Source organism: Staphylococcus roterodami, assembly GCA_022493055.1.
In the GTDB taxonomy this organism is placed as follows: Bacteria; Bacillota; Bacilli; order Staphylococcales; family Staphylococcaceae; genus Staphylococcus; species Staphylococcus singaporensis.
This window is the reverse complement of the sequence record CP092781.1, coordinates 2,694,235-2,714,865: the sequence shown is the minus strand read 5'-3', so window position 1 is coordinate 2,714,865 and position 20,631 is coordinate 2,694,235. Positions and strand designations below refer to the sequence as shown.

At 33.9% G+C, this 20,631-nt stretch carries 17 protein-coding genes and 1 pseudogene; 12 read left to right on the top strand and 6 right to left on the bottom strand.

Going from position 1 to position 20,631, the window contains the following annotated elements:
• Positions 1 to 136: 136 nt before the first annotated feature.
• Positions 137 to 823 carry an MBL fold metallo-hydrolase gene (locus ML436_13310; protein UMT78082.1) on the top strand — a complete coding sequence of 229 codons (687 nt, stop codon included), beginning with the start codon at positions 137 to 139 and terminating at the stop codon, positions 821 to 823.
• A 188-nt stretch (positions 824 to 1,011) separates the two neighbouring features.
• On the opposite strand, the gene ML436_13305 is transcribed toward ML436_13310, so the two are convergent.
• Entirely contained in the window at positions 1,012 to 1,575 is a 564-nt protein-coding gene (locus ML436_13305; GenBank protein ID UMT78081.1) for a GbsR/MarR family transcriptional regulator, read from the bottom strand.
• A gap of 252 nt (positions 1,576 to 1,827) precedes the next feature.
• Here ML436_13305 and betB point away from each other — a divergent pair, with 252 nt between their 5' ends.
• The 5 genes from betB to ML436_13280 all read left to right on the top strand — a co-directional run bounded on the left by betB (position 1,828) and on the right by ML436_13280 (position 8,383).
• Complete coding sequence (betB, locus tag ML436_13300) at positions 1,828 to 3,318, top strand: betaine-aldehyde dehydrogenase (GenBank protein ID UMT78080.1); 1,491 nt, start codon at positions 1,828 to 1,830, stop codon at positions 3,316 to 3,318.
• Between the two features lie 261 nt (positions 3,319 to 3,579).
• Positions 3,580 to 5,289 (top strand): choline dehydrogenase, encoded by a 1,710-nt coding sequence (gene betA, locus ML436_13295; protein UMT78079.1) that lies wholly within the window; start codon positions 3,580 to 3,582, stop codon positions 5,287 to 5,289.
• Positions 5,290 to 5,603: 314 nt separating this feature from the next.
• The gene (locus ML436_13290; GenBank protein UMT78078.1) at positions 5,604 to 5,816 is read left to right on the top strand and encodes a sterile alpha motif-like domain-containing protein; all 213 of its coding nucleotides are present in this window, start codon (positions 5,604 to 5,606) and stop codon (positions 5,814 to 5,816) included.
• A 329-nt stretch (positions 5,817 to 6,145) separates the two neighbouring features.
• Positions 6,146 to 6,589: an antibiotic biosynthesis monooxygenase gene (locus ML436_13285; protein UMT78077.1), complete on the top strand. Its 444-nt coding sequence runs from the start codon at positions 6,146 to 6,148 to the stop codon at positions 6,587 to 6,589.
• 198 nt (positions 6,590 to 6,787) lie between these two features.
• Positions 6,788 to 8,383, top strand: a complete 1,596-nt coding sequence (locus ML436_13280; protein UMT78076.1) for an AMP-binding protein — start codon at positions 6,788 to 6,790, stop codon at positions 8,381 to 8,383.
• A gap of 72 nt (positions 8,384 to 8,455) precedes the next feature.
• On the opposite strand, the pseudogene ML436_13275 reads toward ML436_13280, so the two are convergent.
• Positions 8,456 to 8,781 (bottom strand): annotated as a pseudogene (locus ML436_13275) (hypothetical protein).
• Between the two features lie 287 nt (positions 8,782 to 9,068).
• Here ML436_13275 and mqo point away from each other — a divergent pair.
• Entirely contained in the window at positions 9,069 to 10,565 is a 1,497-nt protein-coding gene (gene mqo, locus ML436_13270; GenBank protein ID UMT78075.1) for a malate dehydrogenase (quinone), read from the top strand.
• Positions 10,566 to 10,747: 182 nt separating this feature from the next.
• Here the strand turns inward: mqo and ML436_13265 are convergent, their stop codons facing one another.
• The gene (locus ML436_13265) at positions 10,748 to 11,638 is read right to left on the bottom strand and encodes a fructose bisphosphate aldolase (GenBank protein ID UMT78074.1); all 891 of its coding nucleotides are present in this window, start codon (positions 11,636 to 11,638) and stop codon (positions 10,748 to 10,750) included.
• Positions 11,639 to 11,760: 122 nt separating this feature from the next.
• On the bottom strand, positions 11,761 to 12,177 hold the full coding sequence (locus ML436_13260; protein ID UMT78073.1) for a hypothetical protein: 417 nt from the start codon (positions 12,175 to 12,177) through the stop codon (positions 11,761 to 11,763).
• A gap of 255 nt (positions 12,178 to 12,432) precedes the next feature.
• Between ML436_13260 and ML436_13255 the strand changes: the two genes are divergently transcribed.
• Positions 12,433 to 13,770: an aspartate aminotransferase family protein gene (locus ML436_13255; protein ID UMT78072.1), complete on the top strand. Its 1,338-nt coding sequence runs from the start codon at positions 12,433 to 12,435 to the stop codon at positions 13,768 to 13,770.
• An 84-nt stretch (positions 13,771 to 13,854) separates the two neighbouring features.
• Here the strand turns inward: ML436_13255 and ML436_13250 are convergent, their stop codons facing one another.
• A complete protein-coding gene (locus ML436_13250; protein UMT78071.1) occupies positions 13,855 to 15,303 on the bottom strand; it encodes an amino acid permease in 1,449 nt (482 codons plus the stop codon).
• 707 nt (positions 15,304 to 16,010) lie between these two features.
• Between ML436_13250 and ML436_13245 the strand changes: the two genes are divergently transcribed.
• Together ML436_13245 and budA are read left to right on the top strand one after the other, a co-directional pair.
• Positions 16,011 to 16,970 (top strand): L-lactate dehydrogenase, encoded by a 960-nt coding sequence (locus ML436_13245; protein UMT78070.1) that lies wholly within the window; start codon positions 16,011 to 16,013, stop codon positions 16,968 to 16,970.
• Between the two features lie 277 nt (positions 16,971 to 17,247).
• Entirely contained in the window at positions 17,248 to 17,952 is a 705-nt protein-coding gene (gene budA, locus ML436_13240) for an acetolactate decarboxylase (protein ID UMT78069.1), read from the top strand.
• An 83-nt stretch (positions 17,953 to 18,035) separates the two neighbouring features.
• Here the strand turns inward: budA and ML436_13235 are convergent, their stop codons facing one another.
• Positions 18,036 to 18,896 carry an oxidoreductase gene (locus ML436_13235; protein UMT78068.1) on the bottom strand — a complete coding sequence of 287 codons (861 nt, stop codon included), beginning with the start codon at positions 18,894 to 18,896 and terminating at the stop codon, positions 18,036 to 18,038.
• Positions 18,897 to 18,968: 72 nt separating this feature from the next.
• On the opposite strand from ML436_13235, the gene panB reads away from it, so the two are divergent.
• Both panB and panC read left to right on the top strand, forming a co-directional pair.
• Positions 18,969 to 19,787, top strand: coding sequence for a 3-methyl-2-oxobutanoate hydroxymethyltransferase (panB, locus tag ML436_13230; protein UMT78067.1), 819 nt, complete (start codon positions 18,969 to 18,971; stop codon positions 19,785 to 19,787).
• Entirely contained in the window at positions 19,780 to 20,631 is an 852-nt protein-coding gene (gene panC, locus ML436_13225) for a pantoate--beta-alanine ligase (protein ID UMT78066.1), read from the top strand. Before panB ends, panC begins: the two co-directional genes overlap by 8 nt.

Sequence of the window (20,631 nt, the reverse complement as noted above, 5' to 3'; positions counted from 1 at the left end):
TACTTAAGATGTAATCTTGAGCATTAATATGGAATAATTGATTATTTTGCTATTTATTAATCAGTATTCTTTGATTATGAAATTAAATAGCGGGTAACCTTTAAGTAGATTTCAAATTAGTTTAGGGGAGAATGTAATGACTAATCAGTATAAAAATAATCAGTCTCAACCATATACAAATTTAAATTGCATCACTCAAAATTTGTATGCGACACCTATTTCGGAACTGCCTTTTGATAAACGTTTTTTATTTAAATCTTTCATTTTAAAACGTGAAGCGGGTAACGTTATGATTTATCATTCAGGTCGATTAGATGAGGTTGAACAAGACGTTGCATCATTAGGTGGTGTTTCAAAAGTATTAATGAATCATGATCATGAGTCATTAGGAGGGTCTAATCAATTTGATGCACCGTACTACATACATCAAAATGATGCGGATGGGCTGAAAAATAAGTTTTCTGCCCAATACCAATTGAGTAATCGTGAAATGTTGGATAAGGATTTAGAAATTATTCCTGCACCTGGACATACACCAGGAACGACACTGTTTTTATGGGATGATGGGCATCATCGGTACTTATTTACTGGGGATTTTATATTTTTTGAAGGTAATATATGGCGAACAGTTATATTAGGTTCAAGTGACAGAGAAAAGTCTATTCAAAGTTTAGAAATGATTAAAGAATTAGACTTTGACGTGCTTGTACCTTGGGTTTCTGTCAAGGATGAACCGCTAGTTTACTTTGTAGAAGATGAAAATGAAAAGCAGAAGCAAATACAAAATATTATTGATAGAGTTCGCAAAGGCGAGAATAGATAAGTAAAATACATTGGCTAAGTAATATAATGAGTGTACGAAAATACTAGAAAATAACTTCATAATTGATTGTCATATAAAAATAAAGACGGCAATTTCTATTTGTTGAGATAGAAATTACCGTCTTTTCATGTATCTATAGCATTATTTTAAATATCTGTTGTTGTTATTGTCGCTGTTCGAGGCTGATTTTAATCTTCAGAACTAGAAGGTTGTTCTGGAATTGGGAAATATTTGAAAATTTCACCACTTTCAATTGCTTCAGTCAACTGCTCTAACCATTCATAGTACACGTGTGTATGGTCAAGTTGAGCTTTGATTTTTTGTGCTTCTAGTGATTCGGCTTCTGTTAAATCGCTACTTTCAAGTAACGGATTTATAATTGCTTGTGCGTCTTTCACTGCTTCAACATTAATATCAATTTCACGTTGGAATTTTTTAGCGAAAAAATTTCTGAAGAAGATAAAAAAATCTTTTTCTGCAATAAAATGCTGCTTTCGGCTACCTCTTGTAAACTGCTGTTTAACAATATCAAATTCCTGTAGTTTTTTAACGCCAGCACTCATGCTAGGTTTACTCATTTGCAATTGATGACGCATTTCATCAAGCGTCATACTGCCTTCAAACACCATAGTGCCATATAAGTTACCTACACTTCGGTTAGTGCCATACAAATCCATTGTCTGCCCAATTGAATTAATTACAATATCTTTTGCTTGTTCTAATTGTTGCTGATTGTTCTGAGAACGAGTCATCATTGCACCTCCATGCATCGTTTTGGTCATTCTAAAATAAATACTAATACATTATAAAACCTTTTATAAAAAAAGACATTAAAAATATTTAAAGTGTTAAAGTTAAACATTTCGTTAATTAAAAATCTAACAAACTTACAAAACTAAATTCATTAGTTGTTTTACAAATTGACACAATTTTCATTTCTATGCTAACATAAGTTTGTAAAATTCGTTAAATAAAAATTTAACAAACTTAACGGAGGTTGTTGAATGGAACTTTTAAAACAATTATCTCAGCGTCAATACATAGATGGTGAGTGGGTTGAAAGCGCGAATAATAACACAAGAAATATTATCAATCCTTATAATCAAGAAGTGATATTTACAGTTTCTGAAGGGACTAAAGACGATGCGGAACGTGCAATTTTAGCTGCTAGACGTGCATTTGAGTCTGGAGAATGGTCACAAGAAACTGCTGAAACTAGAGGTAAGAAAGTACGTGCTATCGCGGATAAAATTAAAGAACATCGCGAAGAATTAGCTCGTTTAGAAACATTAGATACTGGAAAAACATTAGAAGAATCATATGCAGATATGGATGACATCCATAATGTATTCATGTATTTTGCAGGATTAGCAGATAAAGATGGTGGCGAAATCATAGATTCACCAATACCGAATACAGAAAGTAAAGTTGTTAAGGAACCAGTTGGTGTGGTAACACAAATTACACCATGGAACTATCCATTATTACAAGCATCATGGAAAATTGCACCAGCACTTGCTACGGGTTGTTCACTAGTTATGAAGCCAAGTGAAATTACCCCCTTAACAACGATACGTGTTTTTGAATTGATGGAAGAAGTTGGCTTTCCTAAAGGAACAATTAATCTTATTTTAGGTGCTGGTTCTGAAGTCGGTGACGTGATGTCAGGTCATAAAGAGGTTGATCTTGTGTCATTCACAGGTGGCATTGAAACTGGTAAGCATATTATGAAAAATGCTGCCAACAATGTAACGAATGTTGCTTTGGAGCTTGGTGGTAAAAATCCAAACATAATCTTTGACGATGCTGATTTTGACTTGGCGGTAGACCAAGCATTAAATGGTGGATATTTCCATGCCGGACAAGTTTGTTCAGCAGGATCAAGAATATTAGTACAGAACAACATCAAAGATAAATTTGAGCAAGCACTTATTGAGAGAGTAAAGAAAATCAAATTAGGCAATGGTTTTGATGCTGATACTGAAATGGGTCCAGTCATTTCAACAGAACACCGCAATAAGATTGAATCTTATATGGAAGTAGCTAAATCAGAAGGTGCGACAATTGCAGTTGGTGGCAAACGTCCAGAGAAAGATGATTTGAAAGATGGTTTATTTTTTGAACCTACTGTCATTACGAACTGTGATACATCAATGCGCATTGTACAAGAAGAAGTTTTTGGTCCAGTAGTAACTGTTGAAGGGTTTGACACTGAAGAAGAAGCAATTCAATTAGCAAATGATTCTATATATGGATTAGCAGGTGCTGTATTTTCTAAAGATATTGGAAAAGCACAACGTGTAGCTAATAAATTAAAACTTGGAACAGTTTGGATTAATGATTTCCATCCATACTTTGCACAAGCACCATGGGGCGGATATAAACAATCAGGTATCGGTAGAGAATTAGGTAAAGAAGGCTTAGAAGAGTACTTAGTTTCAAAACACATTTTAACAAATACAAATCCTCAATTAGTAAATTGGTTTAGTAAATAAAACTAGATAAAGTGAGTGCCATTGTAAGAACACAAGACACTCACTTTGTTATGTATAAGTGATAGATGTTTATCAATAATTTGGATTAGAACTGAAAAAGAATTAAAGGTCATTTCAAGAGTTTAAATGACTGTCATTAAATAAAAGATTACTATGGTGAATTAGTTAAATATGGCTACTTAATGCCATTTAATCAGTCACTAATGTATATATATCATAAAAACTCACTTTGAAATACAACAAACTTTGGAGGTCATAACGATGAGCGATAAAAACAAATCATATGATTATGTCATCATTGGAGGCGGTAGTGCAGGCTCTGTACTTGGTAACCGTCTAAGTGAAGATAAAGATAAAGAAGTCTTAGTATTAGAAGCGGGTCGCAGTGATTATTTTTGGGATTTATTTATTCAAATGCCAGCTGCGTTAATGTTCCCATCCGGTAATAAATTTTACGATTGGATTTATTCAACAGACGAAGAACCACATATGGGCGGTCGTAAGGTTGCACATGCTCGAGGTAAAGTGTTAGGTGGATCAAGTTCAATTAATGGCATGATTTACCAACGTGGTAATCCAATGGACTATGAAGGTTGGGCGGAGCCAGAAGGTATGGAAACTTGGGACTTTGCGCACTGTTTACCTTATTTTAAAAAATTAGAAAAAACATACGGTGCAGCACCTTATGATAAATTTAGAGGACACGATGGACCAATCAAGCTAAAACGTGGACCAGCAACCAATCCATTATTCCAATCATTCTTTGATGCAGGTGTAGAAGCAGGTTATCATAAGACACCTGATGTGAATGGATTTAGACAAGAAGGATTCGGACCTTTTGATAGTCAAGTTCACCGTGGTCGTCGTATGTCAGCTTCAAGAGCATATTTGCATCCAGTAATGAAACGTAAAAACTTAACAGTTGAGACACGTGCCTTTGTTACGGAAATTCATTATGAAGGTAGAAGAGCAACAGGTGTGACATATAAGAAAAATGGTAAATTGCATACTGTTAATGCTAATGAAGTTATTTTATCAGGTGGTGCATTTAACACACCACAATTATTACAATTATCAGGTATCGGTGATTCAGAATTTTTAAAATCAAAAGGTATTGAGCCCCGTGTTCATTTACCAGGTGTAGGTGAAAATTTTGAAGATCACTTAGAAGTATATATCCAACATAAATGTAAGGAGCCTGTATCGTTACAACCAAGCTTAGATATTAAACGTATGCCATTTATTGGTTTGCAATGGATTTTTACACGTACAGGTGCAGCGGCATCTAACCATTTTGAAGGCGGTGGATTCGTTCGTTCAAATAACGAAGTTGACTATCCTAACTTAATGTTCCATTTCTTACCTATAGCAGTAAGATATGATGGTCAAAAGGCAGCAGTTGCACATGGTTATCAAGTCCACGTAGGTCCAATGTATTCAAATTCTCGTGGTAGTTTGAAAATTAAATCTAAAGATCCTTTTGAAAAGCCGAGTATTCGTTTTAATTATTTATCAACTGAAGAAGATAAAAAAGAATGGGTAGAAGCTATTCGTGTAGCAAGAAACATTTTATCTCAAAAAGCTATGGATCCATTTAATGGGGGAGAAATTTCGCCAGGACCAGAAGTTCAAACAGATGAAGAGATTCTTGATTGGGTACGTCGAGACGGTGAAACTGCATTACATCCATCTTGTAGTGCAAAAATGGGACCTGCTTCAGATCCAATGGCAGTTGTGGACCCATTAACAATGAAAGTTCACGGTATGGAAAATTTACGTGTAGTAGATGCATCAGCTATGCCGCGTACAACTAACGGTAATATCCATGCACCAGTGTTGATGTTAGCCGAAAAAGCTGCAGACATTATACGTGGAAGAAAACCTTTAGAACCTCAATATGTGGATTATTATAAACATGGTGTTCATGATGAAAATGAAGGGGCAATCGAAGTAAAGCCGTATGCTAAATAATTAAATATCTGTAGCCTGGCACATGTTGAAATGCTCTCTTAAAAGTAGACGTTGAAAAAATGAGAACTTTGAAGAGTGTAGTTCAAGTTGTAATAGTGCCAGGCTTTTTTACATAGAGAAATTGAGTGTTGAAAATTAAAGTATTGCGTTACGCTACAGACGGAAATATAAGAAAAAAAGCGATAATTAGATTAGGTTGCAAAGTGTTTAAAGTATGAATAACTATAAAAAGTTCACTAAATAGACATTTAAATGTGTTTTCTTGAAGGCTTTCGTGGTAGGATTTATATAAGTAAATGGAGAGAAGGAATACTATGAGCTTTTACGAATATATACAAACCTTTAAAGATGATAAAACACCATTAGGCGAATTAGCGATTTGGATAAAAGAAGATGAATCATTTCCAAAACAAGAAAAGCTAACAGAAAATATTTTGTCTTATTTTCATCAAACGTCCAATTTAGATCATGAATTTTTAGAAATTGTTAAAAGATCTCTTTCTCTGTATGATCAATTAAAATCATAAATCGATAATATAACGTTAGCTATATATAAATACGAAAGCCGATAATTCTCAATAAAGGAGTTAGCGGCTATTTTTACGCGGAATAATAGTTGCTTCCATGTAATTAAGTCGAAAATTTAATCGATTAATACAGGAGAATTGTCGAAAATAACGTGAATAAATTTAAAATTTCTAAGGTTCATTCTAAAATAGCATCACATGTTTACTTAAAGATTTATCGCTTAAAGTGAATGCGTAGTATGATTGCTTTTTAAAAATAAGGGAATGAATGACTAGTAGTATAAATAAAAAATATGAATAAAAAATATAAAGAAATGAAGGCGTAAAAGATGAAAATATATGATACATATAAAGCCTATTTAATAGAAGAAATGAAGGACGGTATTTCAATACAAAAGAATAATGACATTGCCTATTACGATGTCTTGGAAGAAATAAATGATTTATCAAATGATACGTTATGTGTATTAAATCATTTATACATTAATAAAGGTCAAGAAGACGCATTTGAACAAAAATTCTTACAGCGTACTAAACATTTGCAACATGTTGATGGATTTAAAGCGTTAAGGTTTTTAAGACCGAGAATGACTGGTCGACATTATATTATTATTACACTTTGGAAAGATAGACAATCATTTTATAATTGGCAAAATTCAACTGAGTACCAACAGACGCACAAGCATCGTGGAACGTCAAAAGGTGCTGATGTTAAGATAGTTAATCGTGAATTATCATACAATATTCGCATTGAATTAGCTGAAAATATTTAGAAGAAAATGTATATCAGAAAGATTTCAAATGTCCTTGAAGGTTGCCGAAAGTCACGTCGCACTTTTAAGGGCATTAATATCTAACTCTATTTAATTGAAAATTCTGTAAAGATAGGCGTATGATATACATAATTCATTTATAAAATAACAGCGTTCATTACAGGAAAAGTGGATGTATAATATGAAAGGAAGTTAGTTATGCAGAAGTCAGATTTATTTGCACCGGAGAAATATAATATTATTTCAGAAATCGAAAAATACAGTCATATGCCTGATAAAAAAGCCATTCTTTATCATAATACTGAAGGCGAAGATATAACGGTAACTTACCAACAATTAATTGAACAAGCCAATAAAGTGGGAAATGTACTTGCATCTCATGGTTTATCTAAGGGAGATAAAGTATTAATCATGATGCCACGTTCTATTGCAACGTATGAATTATATATTGCTGCTTTAAAATTAGGCGTTGCGATTATTCCATGTTCTGAAATGTTAAGAACGAAAGATTTACAATATCGTATTACACATGGTGAAATTAATGCAGTCATTGCATTAGAACCATTCACTGTAGAGTTCGAAAATATTAAAGAATACGAGTCGTTAACTAAATTTGTTATCGCTGGTCAAAAAGATGGATGGATTTCACTGGAAGCTGAAAAAGAAAACGCAAGCAATCAATTAGAGATGGCTGATACGACGCGTGACGATACAGCCATTTTATCTTATACATCTGGTACAACTGGCAATCCTAAAGCCGTGACACATTGTCATGGATGGGGATTTGCCCACTTACAAATGGCACCAAAACATTGGCTATGTATTAATGAAGATGATTTAGTATGGGCAACGGCAGCACCAGGATGGCAAAAATGGGTTTGGAGTCCATTTTTATCTGTGTTAGGTTCTGGGGCAACAGCTTTTGTTTTCAATGGAAGATTTAGTCCTGAAACATATTTAGAATTGCTTCAAAAATATCAAATTAACGTATTATGTTGCACGCCGACGGAGTATCGTATGATGGCTAAATTGCAGAATTTAAATGACTATGATTTAACACATTTACATAGTGCAGTTTCTGCGGGTGAACCGTTAAATAGAGAAGTAGTAGAACAATTTAAGAAACATTTTGATTTAACCGTAAGAGATGGTTATGGTCAAACAGAAAGTACATTATTAATCGGCTTTTTAAAAGATACACCACAAAGAAGCGGATCGATGGGGAAAGGTATTCCAGGAAGTTCTGTTACAGTAGTAGACGATGAGGGTAATGATGTTCCCACTAATACGAAGGGGAATATTGCAGTCCCACTTGATTTGCCTGCACTTTTCAAAGGCTATTACAAAGAGCCTGAGCGCACAGCGAAAGCACAAGCAGGGAAATATTATATAACAGGTGATTTAGCGCATGTAGATGATGATGGCTATTTCTGGTTTGAAGGTCGTCGAGATGACATTATCATCAGTTCTGGCTACACGATTGGGCCTTTTGAAGTTGAAGATGCTTTAACCAACCACCCAGCTGTAAAAGAATGTGCAGTAGTAGCTAAACCACATGATATTCGTGGTAATATCGTTAAAGCATTTGTTATTTTACAAGATCATGTTACAGGTGATAATGCACTCATTAAAGAGTTACAACAATTCGTGAAAAATGAAGTAGCTCCATACAAATATCCAAGAGAGATTGAATTCGTTGACGATTTACCGAAAACAAACTCAGGTAAAATCCGTCGTGTTGAACTACGAGATGCTGAAATAGAAAAATGGCAACAACAAAAAGAGAACAATTAATAAGCATAGCAAAGCAGCCCAATGCGTATGGTATGATGATACGCACTGGACTGCTTGTTTATTTATGATGTTCTTTTTTCTAGTTATAAATACTAAAATAATTTTAGAAATGAGCGCAATTAGTATTAAGAATGAGAAAATATAAGATGTTAAACCTTGAATCTCCCAGTTTAATAAAAATGCATTACTATCACCGGCAGTAAAACGAAACTCAGTGTGTGTTAGAACGATAACTACAATACCTACAAGCGCAAGATTCAAAATAAATTTCAATATTAAAGGTAATTGAAGTGGTTTTCTTAGATGCATATATTGAATCTCCTTTTTATGATTGATTTTACACTTATATTGTATCAAAATAGGTATATGTTTAAAATGCTGTGTGTCGGTTGTAAAATGGAAATGGTAGTTAGCGATTTATTGCCAAATAATTATGATTGATTTGATATTTATCTTTTATGAATAAAAGATTTAATATATTGCAAAGTTAATGAATAATTATAATTTACATTTACCACTGCTTGCTTTAACATATATATGTAAGCATTAACTATAGCATTTTGTTACAGCGTATCAATTGAAACAGGAAGTTATTTATGGCGTTGATATTTTATAGAGATATGTCAGTTTTATGTAACTTTCATATTGATGATACACATTTACAATTTTTGGAGAGGTGAAACCAATGGCTAAGTCTAATAGTAAAGACATCGTTTTAATTGGAGCCGGTGTACTTAGCACAACATTTGGTTCAATGTTAAAAGAAATTGAGCCAGACTGGAATATCCACGTTTACGAACGCTTGGATCGTCCTGCAATCGAAAGTTCAAACGAAAGAAATAATGCTGGTACGGGTCATGCAGCATTATGTGAATTGAACTACACTGTTTTACAACCTGATGGTTCTATCGACATCGAAAAAGCTAAAGTGATTAACGAAGAGTTTGAGATTTCAAAACAATTCTGGGGTCACTTAGTAAAAAGCGGTAGTATCGAGAACCCAAGAGAATTTATCAATCCATTACCACACATCAGTTATGTTAGAGGTAAAAACAATGTTAAATTCTTAAAAGATCGTTACGAAGCGATGAAAGCATTCCCTATGTTCGATAACATCGAATATACAGAAGACATCGAAGTAATGAAAAAATGGATTCCATTGATGATGAAAGGCCGTGAAGATAATCCTGGTATTATGGCGGCAAGTAAAATTGACGAAGGTACAGATGTAAACTTCGGTGAATTAACACGTAAAATGGCTAAAAGCATTGAAAAGCATCCAAATGCAACAGTGCAATTTAACCATGAAGTTGTTGATTTTGAACAATTATCAAATGGTCAATGGGAAGTTACTGTTAAAAATCGCCTAACTGGTGACAAATTTAAACAAGTAACTGACTACGTATTCATCGGTGCTGGCGGTGGAGCGATTCCATTATTACAAAAAACAGGTATCCCTGAAAGTAAACATTTAGGTGGATTCCCTATTAGTGGACAATTCTTAGCTTGTACAAATCCACAAGTTATTGAACAACACGATGCCAAAGTTTATGGTAAAGAGCCACCTGGTACACCACCAATGACAGTACCTCACTTAGATACGCGTTACATTGATGGTCAAAGAACATTATTATTTGGACCATTTGCTAATGTTGGACCTAAATTCTTGAAAAACGGTTCTAACTTAGATTTATTCAAATCTGTTAAAACATACAACATTACAACTTTATTAGCAGCAGCAGTTAAAAACTTACCTTTAATTAAATATTCATTTGACCAAGTGATTATGACAAAAGAAGGTTGTATGAACCACTTACGTACATTCTACCCAGAAGCACGTAATGAAGATTGGCAATTATACACTGCTGGTAAACGTGTTCAAGTTATCAAAGATACTCCTGAACATGGTAAAGGATTCATTCAATTCGGTACAGAAGTGGTTAACTCACAAGACCATACTGTAATCGCATTATTAGGTGAATCACCAGGGGCTTCAACTTCAGTTTCAGTTGCGTTAGAAGTATTAGAACGTAACTTCCCTGAATACAAAACTGAATGGGCACCTAAGATTAAGAAAATGATTCCATCATACGGTGAATCATTAATTGAAGACGAAAAATTAATGAGAAAAATCCGTAAACAAACTTCAAAAGACTTAGAATTAGGTTACTATGAAAACTAAATTCTAATGGCTATATCAAAAATCGGGCAACTGATAAATCTCTATGATTTTTCAGCTGTCCGATTTTTTTCACATCATCTAAAGTGAGATTACTAAAAAAAAGACTCATACACATTGCCGTTTAAAGCACATGTATGAGTCTTATTTATTAGTTTAAATTAAAAGCATTTTTGATGTGAAAGTTAGTTTTTGTTTACAGAAGCATCGTAAATTGATTCTACAGCATCACCTAAAGCTTTATCGAATTCTTCTTTAGATTGATCAGCTCTTAAATCACTAGCTAATGCACGTGAGAAACTTGCGATAAGTTCATCGTTATCTTTAAGTAATTCATTTGCTTTTTCTCTGCTGTAACCACCTGATAATACAACGACACGAACAACATTAGGATGTTCAGCTAACTCTTTGTATAAGTTTGGTTCAGTAGGAATTGTTAATTTCAACATTACTAATTGATCAGCATTTAAGCTATCTAAACCTTTTTTAAGTTCAGCTTTTAATACTTTTTCAATTTCAGCTTTGTCTTTTGCATTAATATTAACTTCTGGTTCGATAATTGGAACTAAACCTTTAGCAATAATTTGTTTAGCAACTTCAAATTGTTGTTCAACAACGTCTTTGATACCTTGCTCATTTAATTCTAAAATGTTAGAACGCATTTTTGTACCAAAAATGTGACGTTCGTTTGCACGGTCTAATAAACTGTCTAAGTTGTCGATTGGTTTCATTAATTGAACACCATTTTGCTCTTCAGCAAGACCTTTGTCTACTTTTAAGAACGGAACAACACCTTTATCAGCTAAGTAATCAGCAGTATATTTGCCTTCTACTTCGCGATCCATTGTTTGTTCGAAAAGAATAGCACCTAAAATTTTATCAGGTGAGAATGAAGGTGAAGTTACCACACGTGTACGCATATCGTGAACAAGTTGGAACATTTCGTCTTCATTGCTATATTGATCTTCGTTTACACCGTATTCTTTAAGTGCTTTTGGTGTACTACCACCACTTTGGTCTAATGCGGCAATAAAGCCTTTTCCAGTTTTCATTTTTTCTAATTGCTCTTTATTCATACTTTCCACTCCTTAACTTTTCAATACACCTCCAGTATGATAAAAATGAGAACATTTCTCAAGTCATAAACCTTGAAAAGTGTATAAAATGTGAAAAATAATTGTCAGTTTAATTAAAAATATTATTTTATTCTGGATATACTAAACATCATTAGTAACATAAAACAGATATGTGAGATTATCCATCCAATAAATTCAACACCATTAAATTGGAACATTGGACGCTGTGCAATGAAAATTAAGAAAGGATATAAAGTGATAAAGATGAAAAATAACAGTACATAGCTCCAATAATAAAGTCTTTTAAAGAAATGAAATAGCAGCACAAAAATGATATAGATAACAATGCCGATTATTAAGTGACATATCAATTCCAAGATAAATGGTGTGTTTTCAGGTGCAATCAAAAAATCTAAATTTAGTAATAAATCTTCTAAATGCGTTTGAGCATTTAATTTATCAAATAACATAGTCATCCATAACAAAACGACTGAAATGACTATCGCAGCTGTAAAATGAAGCAATACTTTTAAACGCATGCACATCACCTCGATAAGTAAAATTGAAATATATTCATTGTATTCCCTAATTAAATAGTTGATATCCAAATCTGCAATTATGATTATAAAATTCACAATTATCAGAATATATTTACAAATCTGAAATTTATTAGTATATTGGATAGTATTCAAAATGGCATGACAGTATTTAAATGTAATTCTTAGTCGAATTTTATAATCAAGTTTAGATAGTTGGTTCTACGAGTAAGTACTGTCATTGGGAGGGAATGTAAGATGAGTAAAATACATCAATTAATTCAAGAGGACGAGCATTATTTTGCGAAATCTGGACGTATTAAGTATTACCCATTAGTTATTGATCATGGGTATGGTGCAACTTTGGTTGATGTTGAGGGGAAAACGTATATTGATTTGTTGTCTAGCGCGAGTTCTCAAAATGTAGGTCATGCACCTAAAGAAGTGACAGATGCGATAAAAGCACAGGTAGATAAATTTATACACTATACACCAGCATATATGTATCATGAACCATTAGTACGTTTAGCTAAAAAACTTTGTGAGATTGCACCAGGAGATTTTGAAAAAAGAGTAACATTTGGTTTAACTGGATCAGATGCAAATGATGGTGTCATTAAATTCGCTAGAGCATATACTGGACGTCCATATATTATTAGCTTTACGAATGCATATCATGGTTCAACCTTTGGTGCATTGTCTATGTCAGCGATTAGTTTAAATATGCGTAAACATTATGGGCCACTCTTGAATGGTTTTTATCATATCCCATTTCCTGATAGTTATCGTGGTATGTATGAACAGCCAAAAGCCAATACTGTAGAAGAATATTTAGCACCGTTAAAAGAAATGTTTGCGAAATATGTACCTGTTGAAGAAGTTGCATGTATTGTTATTGAAACGATACAAGGTGATGGCGGACTTTTAGAGCCAGTTCCAGGTTATTTCGAAGCGTTAGAACAGATTTGTCGTGAGAATGGTATTTTAATCGCAGTAGATGATATTCAACAAGGTTTTGGACGAACAGGCACATGGAGTTCTGTATCACACTTTAACTTTACGCCAGATTTAATTACATTTGGAAAGTCTTTAGCTGGTGGTATGCCTATGTCAGCAATTGTTGGACGCAAAGAGATTATGAACTGTTTAGAAGCGCCTGCACATTTATTTACAACAGGTGCCAATCCAGTAAGCTGTGAAGCTGCTTTAGCAACTATTAAGATGATTGAAGATCAATCATTACTTCAAGCTAGTACTGATAAAGGAACATATGTAAGAAAACGAATGGATCGATGGATAACTCAATTCAATAGTGTTGGGGATGTTAGAGGCAAAGGTCTTACAATAGGAATTGATATCGTTTCTGACAAAATACTCAAAACACGCGATGCCAGTGCAGCACTTAAAATTTGTAATTATTGCTTTGAACACGGTGTAGTCATTATTGCTGTAGCTGGAAATGTATTGCGATTTCAACCACCACTTGTTATAACTTATGAGCAATTAGATACAGCATTGGATACTTTAGAAGCTGCACTGACTGCTTTAGACAAAGGGGATTTAGAGCAATATGATATCTCAGGACAAGGTTGGTAATAGTGATTATCTCAATTTAAAATAAAAAAATCATTTCCACATCTCAATGTGTTGTTTAGATGGGAAATGATTTTTTATTTTGTTTTATTTTGGCGGGTGATATTCTGCTACATCATTTTTCTTAGAGTGTCTATATCCATAACTTAAATATAGAATGATACCAACAATAAACCAGATTAATGTATATAATTTTGCTTCAAAACCTAAGCCCCAGAATACAAGCAATACTAAGACAAATGTTACGGCTGGTAATACAGGGTATAAAGGTAATTTAAATGCAGGAATTGGTAAATCTTTACCTTCACGTTTTCTTAAACGGTACATTGCTAATGATACAAACATAAATGCGACTAATGTACCTGCTGAAATTAATTGTGCTAAGAAAGCGAATGGGAACATTGACCCAATTAAAACGCCAATAATTGTTAATACAACAAGTGCACGGTTTGGTAAATGTTTGTCATTTAAATGGCTTAACCATGAAGGTAATAAGCCATCACGACCAAATGAATATAATAAGCGTGAGCCAGCTAACATCATACCAATTAACGCTGTAAACATACCGATTACAGAGATTGCTTGAACAATAGCAGCTATAATACCATGTCCACTTTGACGTAATGCCCAACCAACAGGCTCAGCATTGTTTGCGTATTGTGAGTAATGGAACATACCTACTAACACAAGTGCAACCGCAATAAATAATACAATAGCAATACCTAATGAGCCAAGAATACCTCTAGGCATAGTCTTTTGTGGATTAAGTGCCTCTGCTGAGTTCGCAGCGATAGAATCGAAACCAATATACGCTAAGAAAATCATTGAAACACCAGCATAAATACCTTGCCAACCACCAAAGTCACCTGTAGCAGTAACCTTATGTTCTGGAATAAATGGAACATAGTTGCTTGCATTAATAGCTGTTAGACCTACGATAACAAATAAAATAATAGCTAATACTTTTAAAATAACTAAAATATTTTCCATACGTGCTGCTTCCGACATACCGCGTGATAGTAACAGTGCAGTCAATAAAATAACGATAGCTGCAATAACATCGATAAAGCCACCATTTGTACCGAATGGATTTGATAAAGCTGCTGGTAACTCAATACCTATTGGTTTCACCAGTCCTCTTAAATTCGCTGAAAATCCAGAAGCTACAAAGGCAACGGCTATAAAGTATTCAGCTAATAAAGCCCAACCGGCAACCCAACCGAAAAACTCCCCAAATAACACGTTAACCCAAGAATACGCTGAACCCGCAAATGGCATAGCGGCTGCCATTTCAGCATAAGTAAATGCAACTAAACCAGCTACTATAGCCGCAAGTAAAAATGATAATGCAACGGCTGGACCTGCGTGCTCTGCAGCGACAATACCAGGTAGTGTAAAGATAGATGTTGATACAATCGTGCCCACACCTAAGGCTAAGAAATCACGTACGCGTAAAGTACGCTTTAAATGACCGTCTTTATTTTGATAGATGGTCGGATCCTCTTTTCGTGCTATTTTATTGAAAAAACTTCCCATAAACTTACCTCCCAAACATTCATAAACAATTCTATACGGTGTTTTTTAATATGTTATATCATAGCACAAATAATTAATATTTTGTCTAAAAATTCTGAAAAATCACAACTTTATGTTACAGATTAATGACTTGCTTTGATAACGCCCATAGATTTTTTAAATGATAAAATTGATTATAGCAGAAATTATATGAATAAGTACTACTTTTTGCTAATTTTCTAACAATTTTGTACATTATATGAGAAATTTTAAAATTGCAGTAGTAATAGCGTTAAATTAAGAGGTAGATAAAGTATATAAATGAAAGAAAAAGGAATTCTTTGACCGTGAAAATATTTTTGACATATGATGAGGATAAAAAGTTGTATGGATATAACTTGATATGCAATTTAAGTCGATAAACCATACTTTTTGGATTAAAAAAATTAGTAAGTAGAATAGTTTGAAAATGCTTATATATAGCGACATAACGCAACTTTCGGATGCTAAAAATTGTCACAAATTTCAAATCACGTGCAAAACCTTGAAATATCAATATTTATTGGCGTTAGAGTGTAAATTGACTCCGCTTACATCTCAGTTTTATGTTTGTAATTTAGTAGCATAATATTATAATAAAATAAAATTGTTAATCTTTAATTTCAGTATAGATATTTTTACGTGTAGTCACGTGTAAAATAAATTCAATTAGGTTAGGAGACATAATTATGAAAACATTTGGTAAAAAGGTTGTATTAATCGGAGATGGATCTGTAGGATCAAGCTATGCCTTTGCAATGGTTACGCAAGGTGTTGCTGATGAATTTGTAATTATTGACATTGCAAAAGACAAAGTAAAAGCAGATGTTCAAGATTTAAACCATGGTACAGTCCACAGTCCTTCGCCAGTTGATGTGAAAGCAGGTGAATACGAAGACTGTAAAGACGCAGATCTAGTAGTTATTACTGCTGGAGCACCTCAAAAACCAGGTGAAACACGTTTGCAATTAGTTGAAAAGAATACAAAGATTATGAAAAGTATTGTTAAAAGTGTAATGGATAGTGGTTTCGATGGTTACTTCTTAATCGCGGCAAATCCTGTTGACATTTTAACAAGATTTGTAAAAGAATATACTGGATTACCAGCAGAGCGTGTTATCGGTTCAGGTACTGTATTGGATAGTGCGCGTTTACAATATTTAATTAGCCAAGAACTTGGTGTTGCACCTTCAAGTGTTGACGCAAGTATTATTGGTGAACATGGCGATACAGAACTTGCTGTTTGGTCACAAGCAAATGTTGCAGGTATTTCAGTATATGACACGTTAAAAGAACAAACAGGTAGTGAAGCTAAAGCGGAAGAAATTTATGTAAATACACGTGACGCAGCTTACGAAATTATCCAAGCTAAAGGTTCAACATACTATGGTATTGCATTAGCATTGATGCGCATTTCAAAAGCTATTTTAAATAATGAAAATAATGTCTTAAATGTTTCTATACAATTAGATGGTCAATATGGTGGTCACAAAGGCGTTTACCTAGGCGTACCAACATTAGTTAACCAACATGGCGCAGTTAAAATTTATGAAATGCCATTAAGTGCTGAAGAACAAGCATTATTCGACAAATCAGTTAAAACATTAGAAGATACTTTCGATTCAATTAAATATTTATTAGAAGACTAATACATTTTTATTCTTTAAAATAGATATGTTAGGGATAAGTGAATCTATCAAAGTTGCAGTAATCTGTTACATTGATAGGTTCATTTTTTGTACAGTCATTGATAGAGAGAATACTTTTGGCGTAAAATAATAAATGAATAAAGTATCATGACTCATAAAAAATTAATGACTCGAAGCAAAATATCGAGATGTAATTGACTTTATAGGATAGGGATAATACATGAGGTACATTTTAGAGCATGACGACTAGTAATACTATATGGGAGATGGTTTTCGAATGACAAATGTCTTGTATCAACATGGCACATTAGGCACATTAATGGCTGGTCTACTAGAGGGAACTGCGACAATTAATGAACTATTGGAACATGGGAATTTAGGAATTGCAACGTTAACTGGTTCTGATGGAGAAGTAATCTTTTTAGATGGAAAGGCATATCATGCTAATGAACACAAACAATTTATAGAGTTAACTGGTGATGAGAAAGTACCGTATGCATCAATTACTAATTTTAAAGCAAGTAAAACTTTTTCATTGCAACAACTGTCCCAAGAAGATGTGTTTACACAAATTAAAAATGAAATGTTAAGTGAAAATTTATTTTCAGCAGTAAAAATTTATGGCACCTTTAAACATATGCATGTACGAATGATGCCTGCACAGCAACCACCATACACACGTTTGATTGATTCAGCGCGTAGACAGCCGGAAGAAACAAGGCAAAATATTCGTGGTACTGTTGTTGGATTTTTTACACCAGAATTATTTCATGGTGTAGGATCTTCTGGTTTCCATATTCATTTTGCGGATGATGAAAGAAGTTATGGTGGACACGTGCTTGACTTTGAAGTGGAGGATGTCATCATTGAAATTCAAAACTTTGAAACATTTCAACAACATTTCCCAGTAAATAATGAGACATTTGTTAAAACGAAAATTGATTACAAAGATGTGGCAGAAGAAATTAGAGAAGCCGAATAATTCTATATCATAAGAAGACCTTAACGATATTTAGAACGATATGTTTTAAATATGGCGTTAAGGTCTTTAGTATGTGCGTATATTTAAAATTGTTGTTGATATGCTTTTAAAAAGCTGTAAATGGTGTCTAAGTACGGGGTGTCGAGTTGATGTGCTCGTGCACGGCGATAAATAAATCCTTGAATTGCTTCAATTTCAAGAGGCTGGTGATGCATAATATCATAATACATGCTCGTACCCATTTCGTCTGGATAACCTTGATATATTGACATAATGGTATCAACGGTTTGCTCTGAAAAGTCTAGACCTTCAGCCTGTGCAACCCGACAACCATCTTCAAGTAATTGTCTACATAACATACGTATTTCAGGGTTATGCATAATTGCGACAGTCTGCCTGCCTAGTGCTGTGATAGAATTAATGCCCAAGTTAACTAACAATTTATACCAAATGGCTTGTTGAATATTTGCTTCTAATACAATGTCGATTTGACTGTCTTGGATCAAATCTCTAAATTGTCGTGTTAATGCATTATCTTGTATACGTAATTGATAATCTCTGAAGTGCGTAACAACATTGCCTTTCTTTTGACCACTTATATAGACAACTGCTTGGCATACGTTTTTAAATGGAATATGTTCGAGTTGACCATAACCATTTTGAGCTAAAATGATAAGTGTATCCTCATGTGCAAGATGAGTTAAATGAGGAATAACTTCAGTTAGTTGATGTGTTTTTACAGCTATAATAATCACATCGAATACATTTGTTATATCATCATACCCCATCACAGTAATGTCTTGTGCCGGTGCATGTGGTACAGTATAATATGTTATTGTTTTGGCGTGTCTCCCGATAAGCGTTGTATGAGGCAATGATTGTTGTAATTCGTAAGCAATAGTTGTACCGACTGCGCCAGGGCCGATAATCGCAACTGATAGCATCTTCTTCTTTCCTTTCTATAAAAGATTCATTATACTATTTCTAATAATACTGCAAAAAGAGGTTGAATAACATTGAAAACAGTAAGTCAATTAATAGATATGAAACAAAAGCAAACTAAAATTTCTATGGTAACAGCTTATGATTTTCCAAGTGCTAAACAAGTGGAAGCAGCGGGTATTGATATGATTCTTGTTGGTGATTCGCTTGGTATGACTGTATTAGGTTATGAAAGTACCGTACAAGTGACGTTAGCAGATATGATTCATCACGGTCGTGCAGTAAGAAGAGGCGCACCAAATACATTTGTAGTTGTTGATATGCCCATTGGTGCAGTAGGCATCTCTATGACTCAAGATTTAAATAATGCATTAAGACTTTATCAAGAGACAAATGCAAATGCGATTAAAGCAGAAGGAGCGCATATTACACCATTTATTGAAAAAGCAACGGCAATTGGTATTCCTGTAGTTGCACATTTAGGATTAACACCTCAAAGTGTTGGCGTTATGGGGTATAAATTACAAGGTGCAACGAAAGAAGCAGCGGAGCAACTTATTTTAGATGCGAAAAATGTAGAACAAGCTGGTGCAGTTGCGTTAGTACTTGAAGCAATTCCAAATGATTTAGCAGAAGAAATTAGCAAGCATTTAACAATTCCGGTCATTGGTATTGGTGCAGGAAAAGGAACAGATGGTCAAGTATTGGTTTATCACGATATGTTAAATTATGGTGTTGAACATAAAGCGAAATTTGTGAAGCAATTTGCTGATTTTAGTGTTGGTGTGGATGGTTTAAAACAATACGATCAAGAAGTTAAATCTGGTGCATTTCCATCAGAAGAATATACGTATAAAAAGAAAATTATGAATGAGGTTAATAACAATGACTAAGCTGATTACTACGGTAAAAGAGATGCAACACATTGTTAAAGTAGCCAAACGCTCAGGCACAACGATTGGTTTTATCCCAACAATGGGGGCTTTACATGATGGACATTTAACGATGGTACGTGAATCAGTTAGTACAAATGATATTACAGTGGTGAGTGTATTTGTTAACCCATTACAATTTGGTCCAAACGAAGATTTCGATGCTTATCCGAGGCAAATTGATAAAGATTTGGAATTAGTATCAGAAGTAGGTGCGGATATTGTCTTTCATCCTACAGTAGAAGATATGTATCCAGGTGATTTAGGTATTGATGTCAAAGTAGGTCCATTAGCTGATGTGTTAGAAGGTGCAAAGCGTCCAGGGCATTTTGATGGTGTGGTAACAGTAGTTAATAAGCTATTTAATATTGTTATGCCGGATTATGCTTATTTTGGTAAAAAAGACGCCCAGCAATTGGCTATTGTCGAGCAAATGGTAAAAGACTTCAATCATGCCGTTGAAATTATTGGTATTGATATCGTTCGAGAAGCAGATGGTTTGGCGAAAAGTTCGAGAAATGTTTATTTAACGGAGAAAGAACGACAAGAAGCGGTACATTTAAGTAAAAGTTTGCTATTAGCACAAGCATTGTATCAAGACGGTGAACGTCAAAGTAAAGTAATTATAGACAGGGTTACTCAATATCTTGAATCACATATAAGTGGACGCATTGAAGAAGTTGCTGTTTATAGTTATCCTCAATTAGTAGAACAACACGAAATAACTGGACGCATTTTTATCTCGTTAGCTGTTAAATTTTCAAAAGCGCGTTTAATAGATAATATAATAATTGGAGCTGAATAA

What these genes read in the sequence shown, in the direction of transcription:
- ML436_13310 (UMT78082.1), top strand. Translation starts at nt 137, where the DNA reads ATGACTAATCAGTATAAAAATAATCAGTCTCAACCATATACAAATTTA.
- ML436_13305 (UMT78081.1), bottom strand. Translation starts at nt 1,575, where the DNA reads ATGACTCGTTCTCAGAACAATCAGCAACAATTAGAACAAGCAAAAGAT.
- betB (UMT78080.1), top strand. Translation starts at nt 1,828, where the DNA reads ATGGAACTTTTAAAACAATTATCTCAGCGTCAATACATAGATGGTGAG.
- betA (UMT78079.1), top strand. Translation starts at nt 3,580, where the DNA reads ATGAGCGATAAAAACAAATCATATGATTATGTCATCATTGGAGGCGGT.
- ML436_13290 (UMT78078.1), top strand. Translation starts at nt 5,604, where the DNA reads ATGAGCTTTTACGAATATATACAAACCTTTAAAGATGATAAAACACCA.
- ML436_13285 (UMT78077.1), top strand. Translation starts at nt 6,146, where the DNA reads ATGAAAATATATGATACATATAAAGCCTATTTAATAGAAGAAATGAAG.
- ML436_13280 (UMT78076.1), top strand. Translation starts at nt 6,788, where the DNA reads ATGCAGAAGTCAGATTTATTTGCACCGGAGAAATATAATATTATTTCA.
- mqo (UMT78075.1), top strand. Translation starts at nt 9,069, where the DNA reads ATGGCTAAGTCTAATAGTAAAGACATCGTTTTAATTGGAGCCGGTGTA.
- ML436_13265 (UMT78074.1), bottom strand. Translation starts at nt 11,638, where the DNA reads ATGAATAAAGAGCAATTAGAAAAAATGAAAACTGGAAAAGGCTTTATT.
- ML436_13260 (UMT78073.1), bottom strand. Translation starts at nt 12,177, where the DNA reads ATGCGTTTAAAAGTATTGCTTCATTTTACAGCTGCGATAGTCATTTCA.
- ML436_13255 (UMT78072.1), top strand. Translation starts at nt 12,433, where the DNA reads ATGAGTAAAATACATCAATTAATTCAAGAGGACGAGCATTATTTTGCG.
- ML436_13250 (UMT78071.1), bottom strand. Translation starts at nt 15,303, where the DNA reads ATGGGAAGTTTTTTCAATAAAATAGCACGAAAAGAGGATCCGACCATC.
- ML436_13245 (UMT78070.1), top strand. Translation starts at nt 16,011, where the DNA reads ATGAAAACATTTGGTAAAAAGGTTGTATTAATCGGAGATGGATCTGTA.
- budA (UMT78069.1), top strand. Translation starts at nt 17,248, where the DNA reads ATGACAAATGTCTTGTATCAACATGGCACATTAGGCACATTAATGGCT.
- ML436_13235 (UMT78068.1), bottom strand. Translation starts at nt 18,896, where the DNA reads ATGCTATCAGTTGCGATTATCGGCCCTGGCGCAGTCGGTACAACTATT.
- panC (UMT78066.1), top strand. Translation starts at nt 19,780, where the DNA reads ATGACTAAGCTGATTACTACGGTAAAAGAGATGCAACACATTGTTAAA.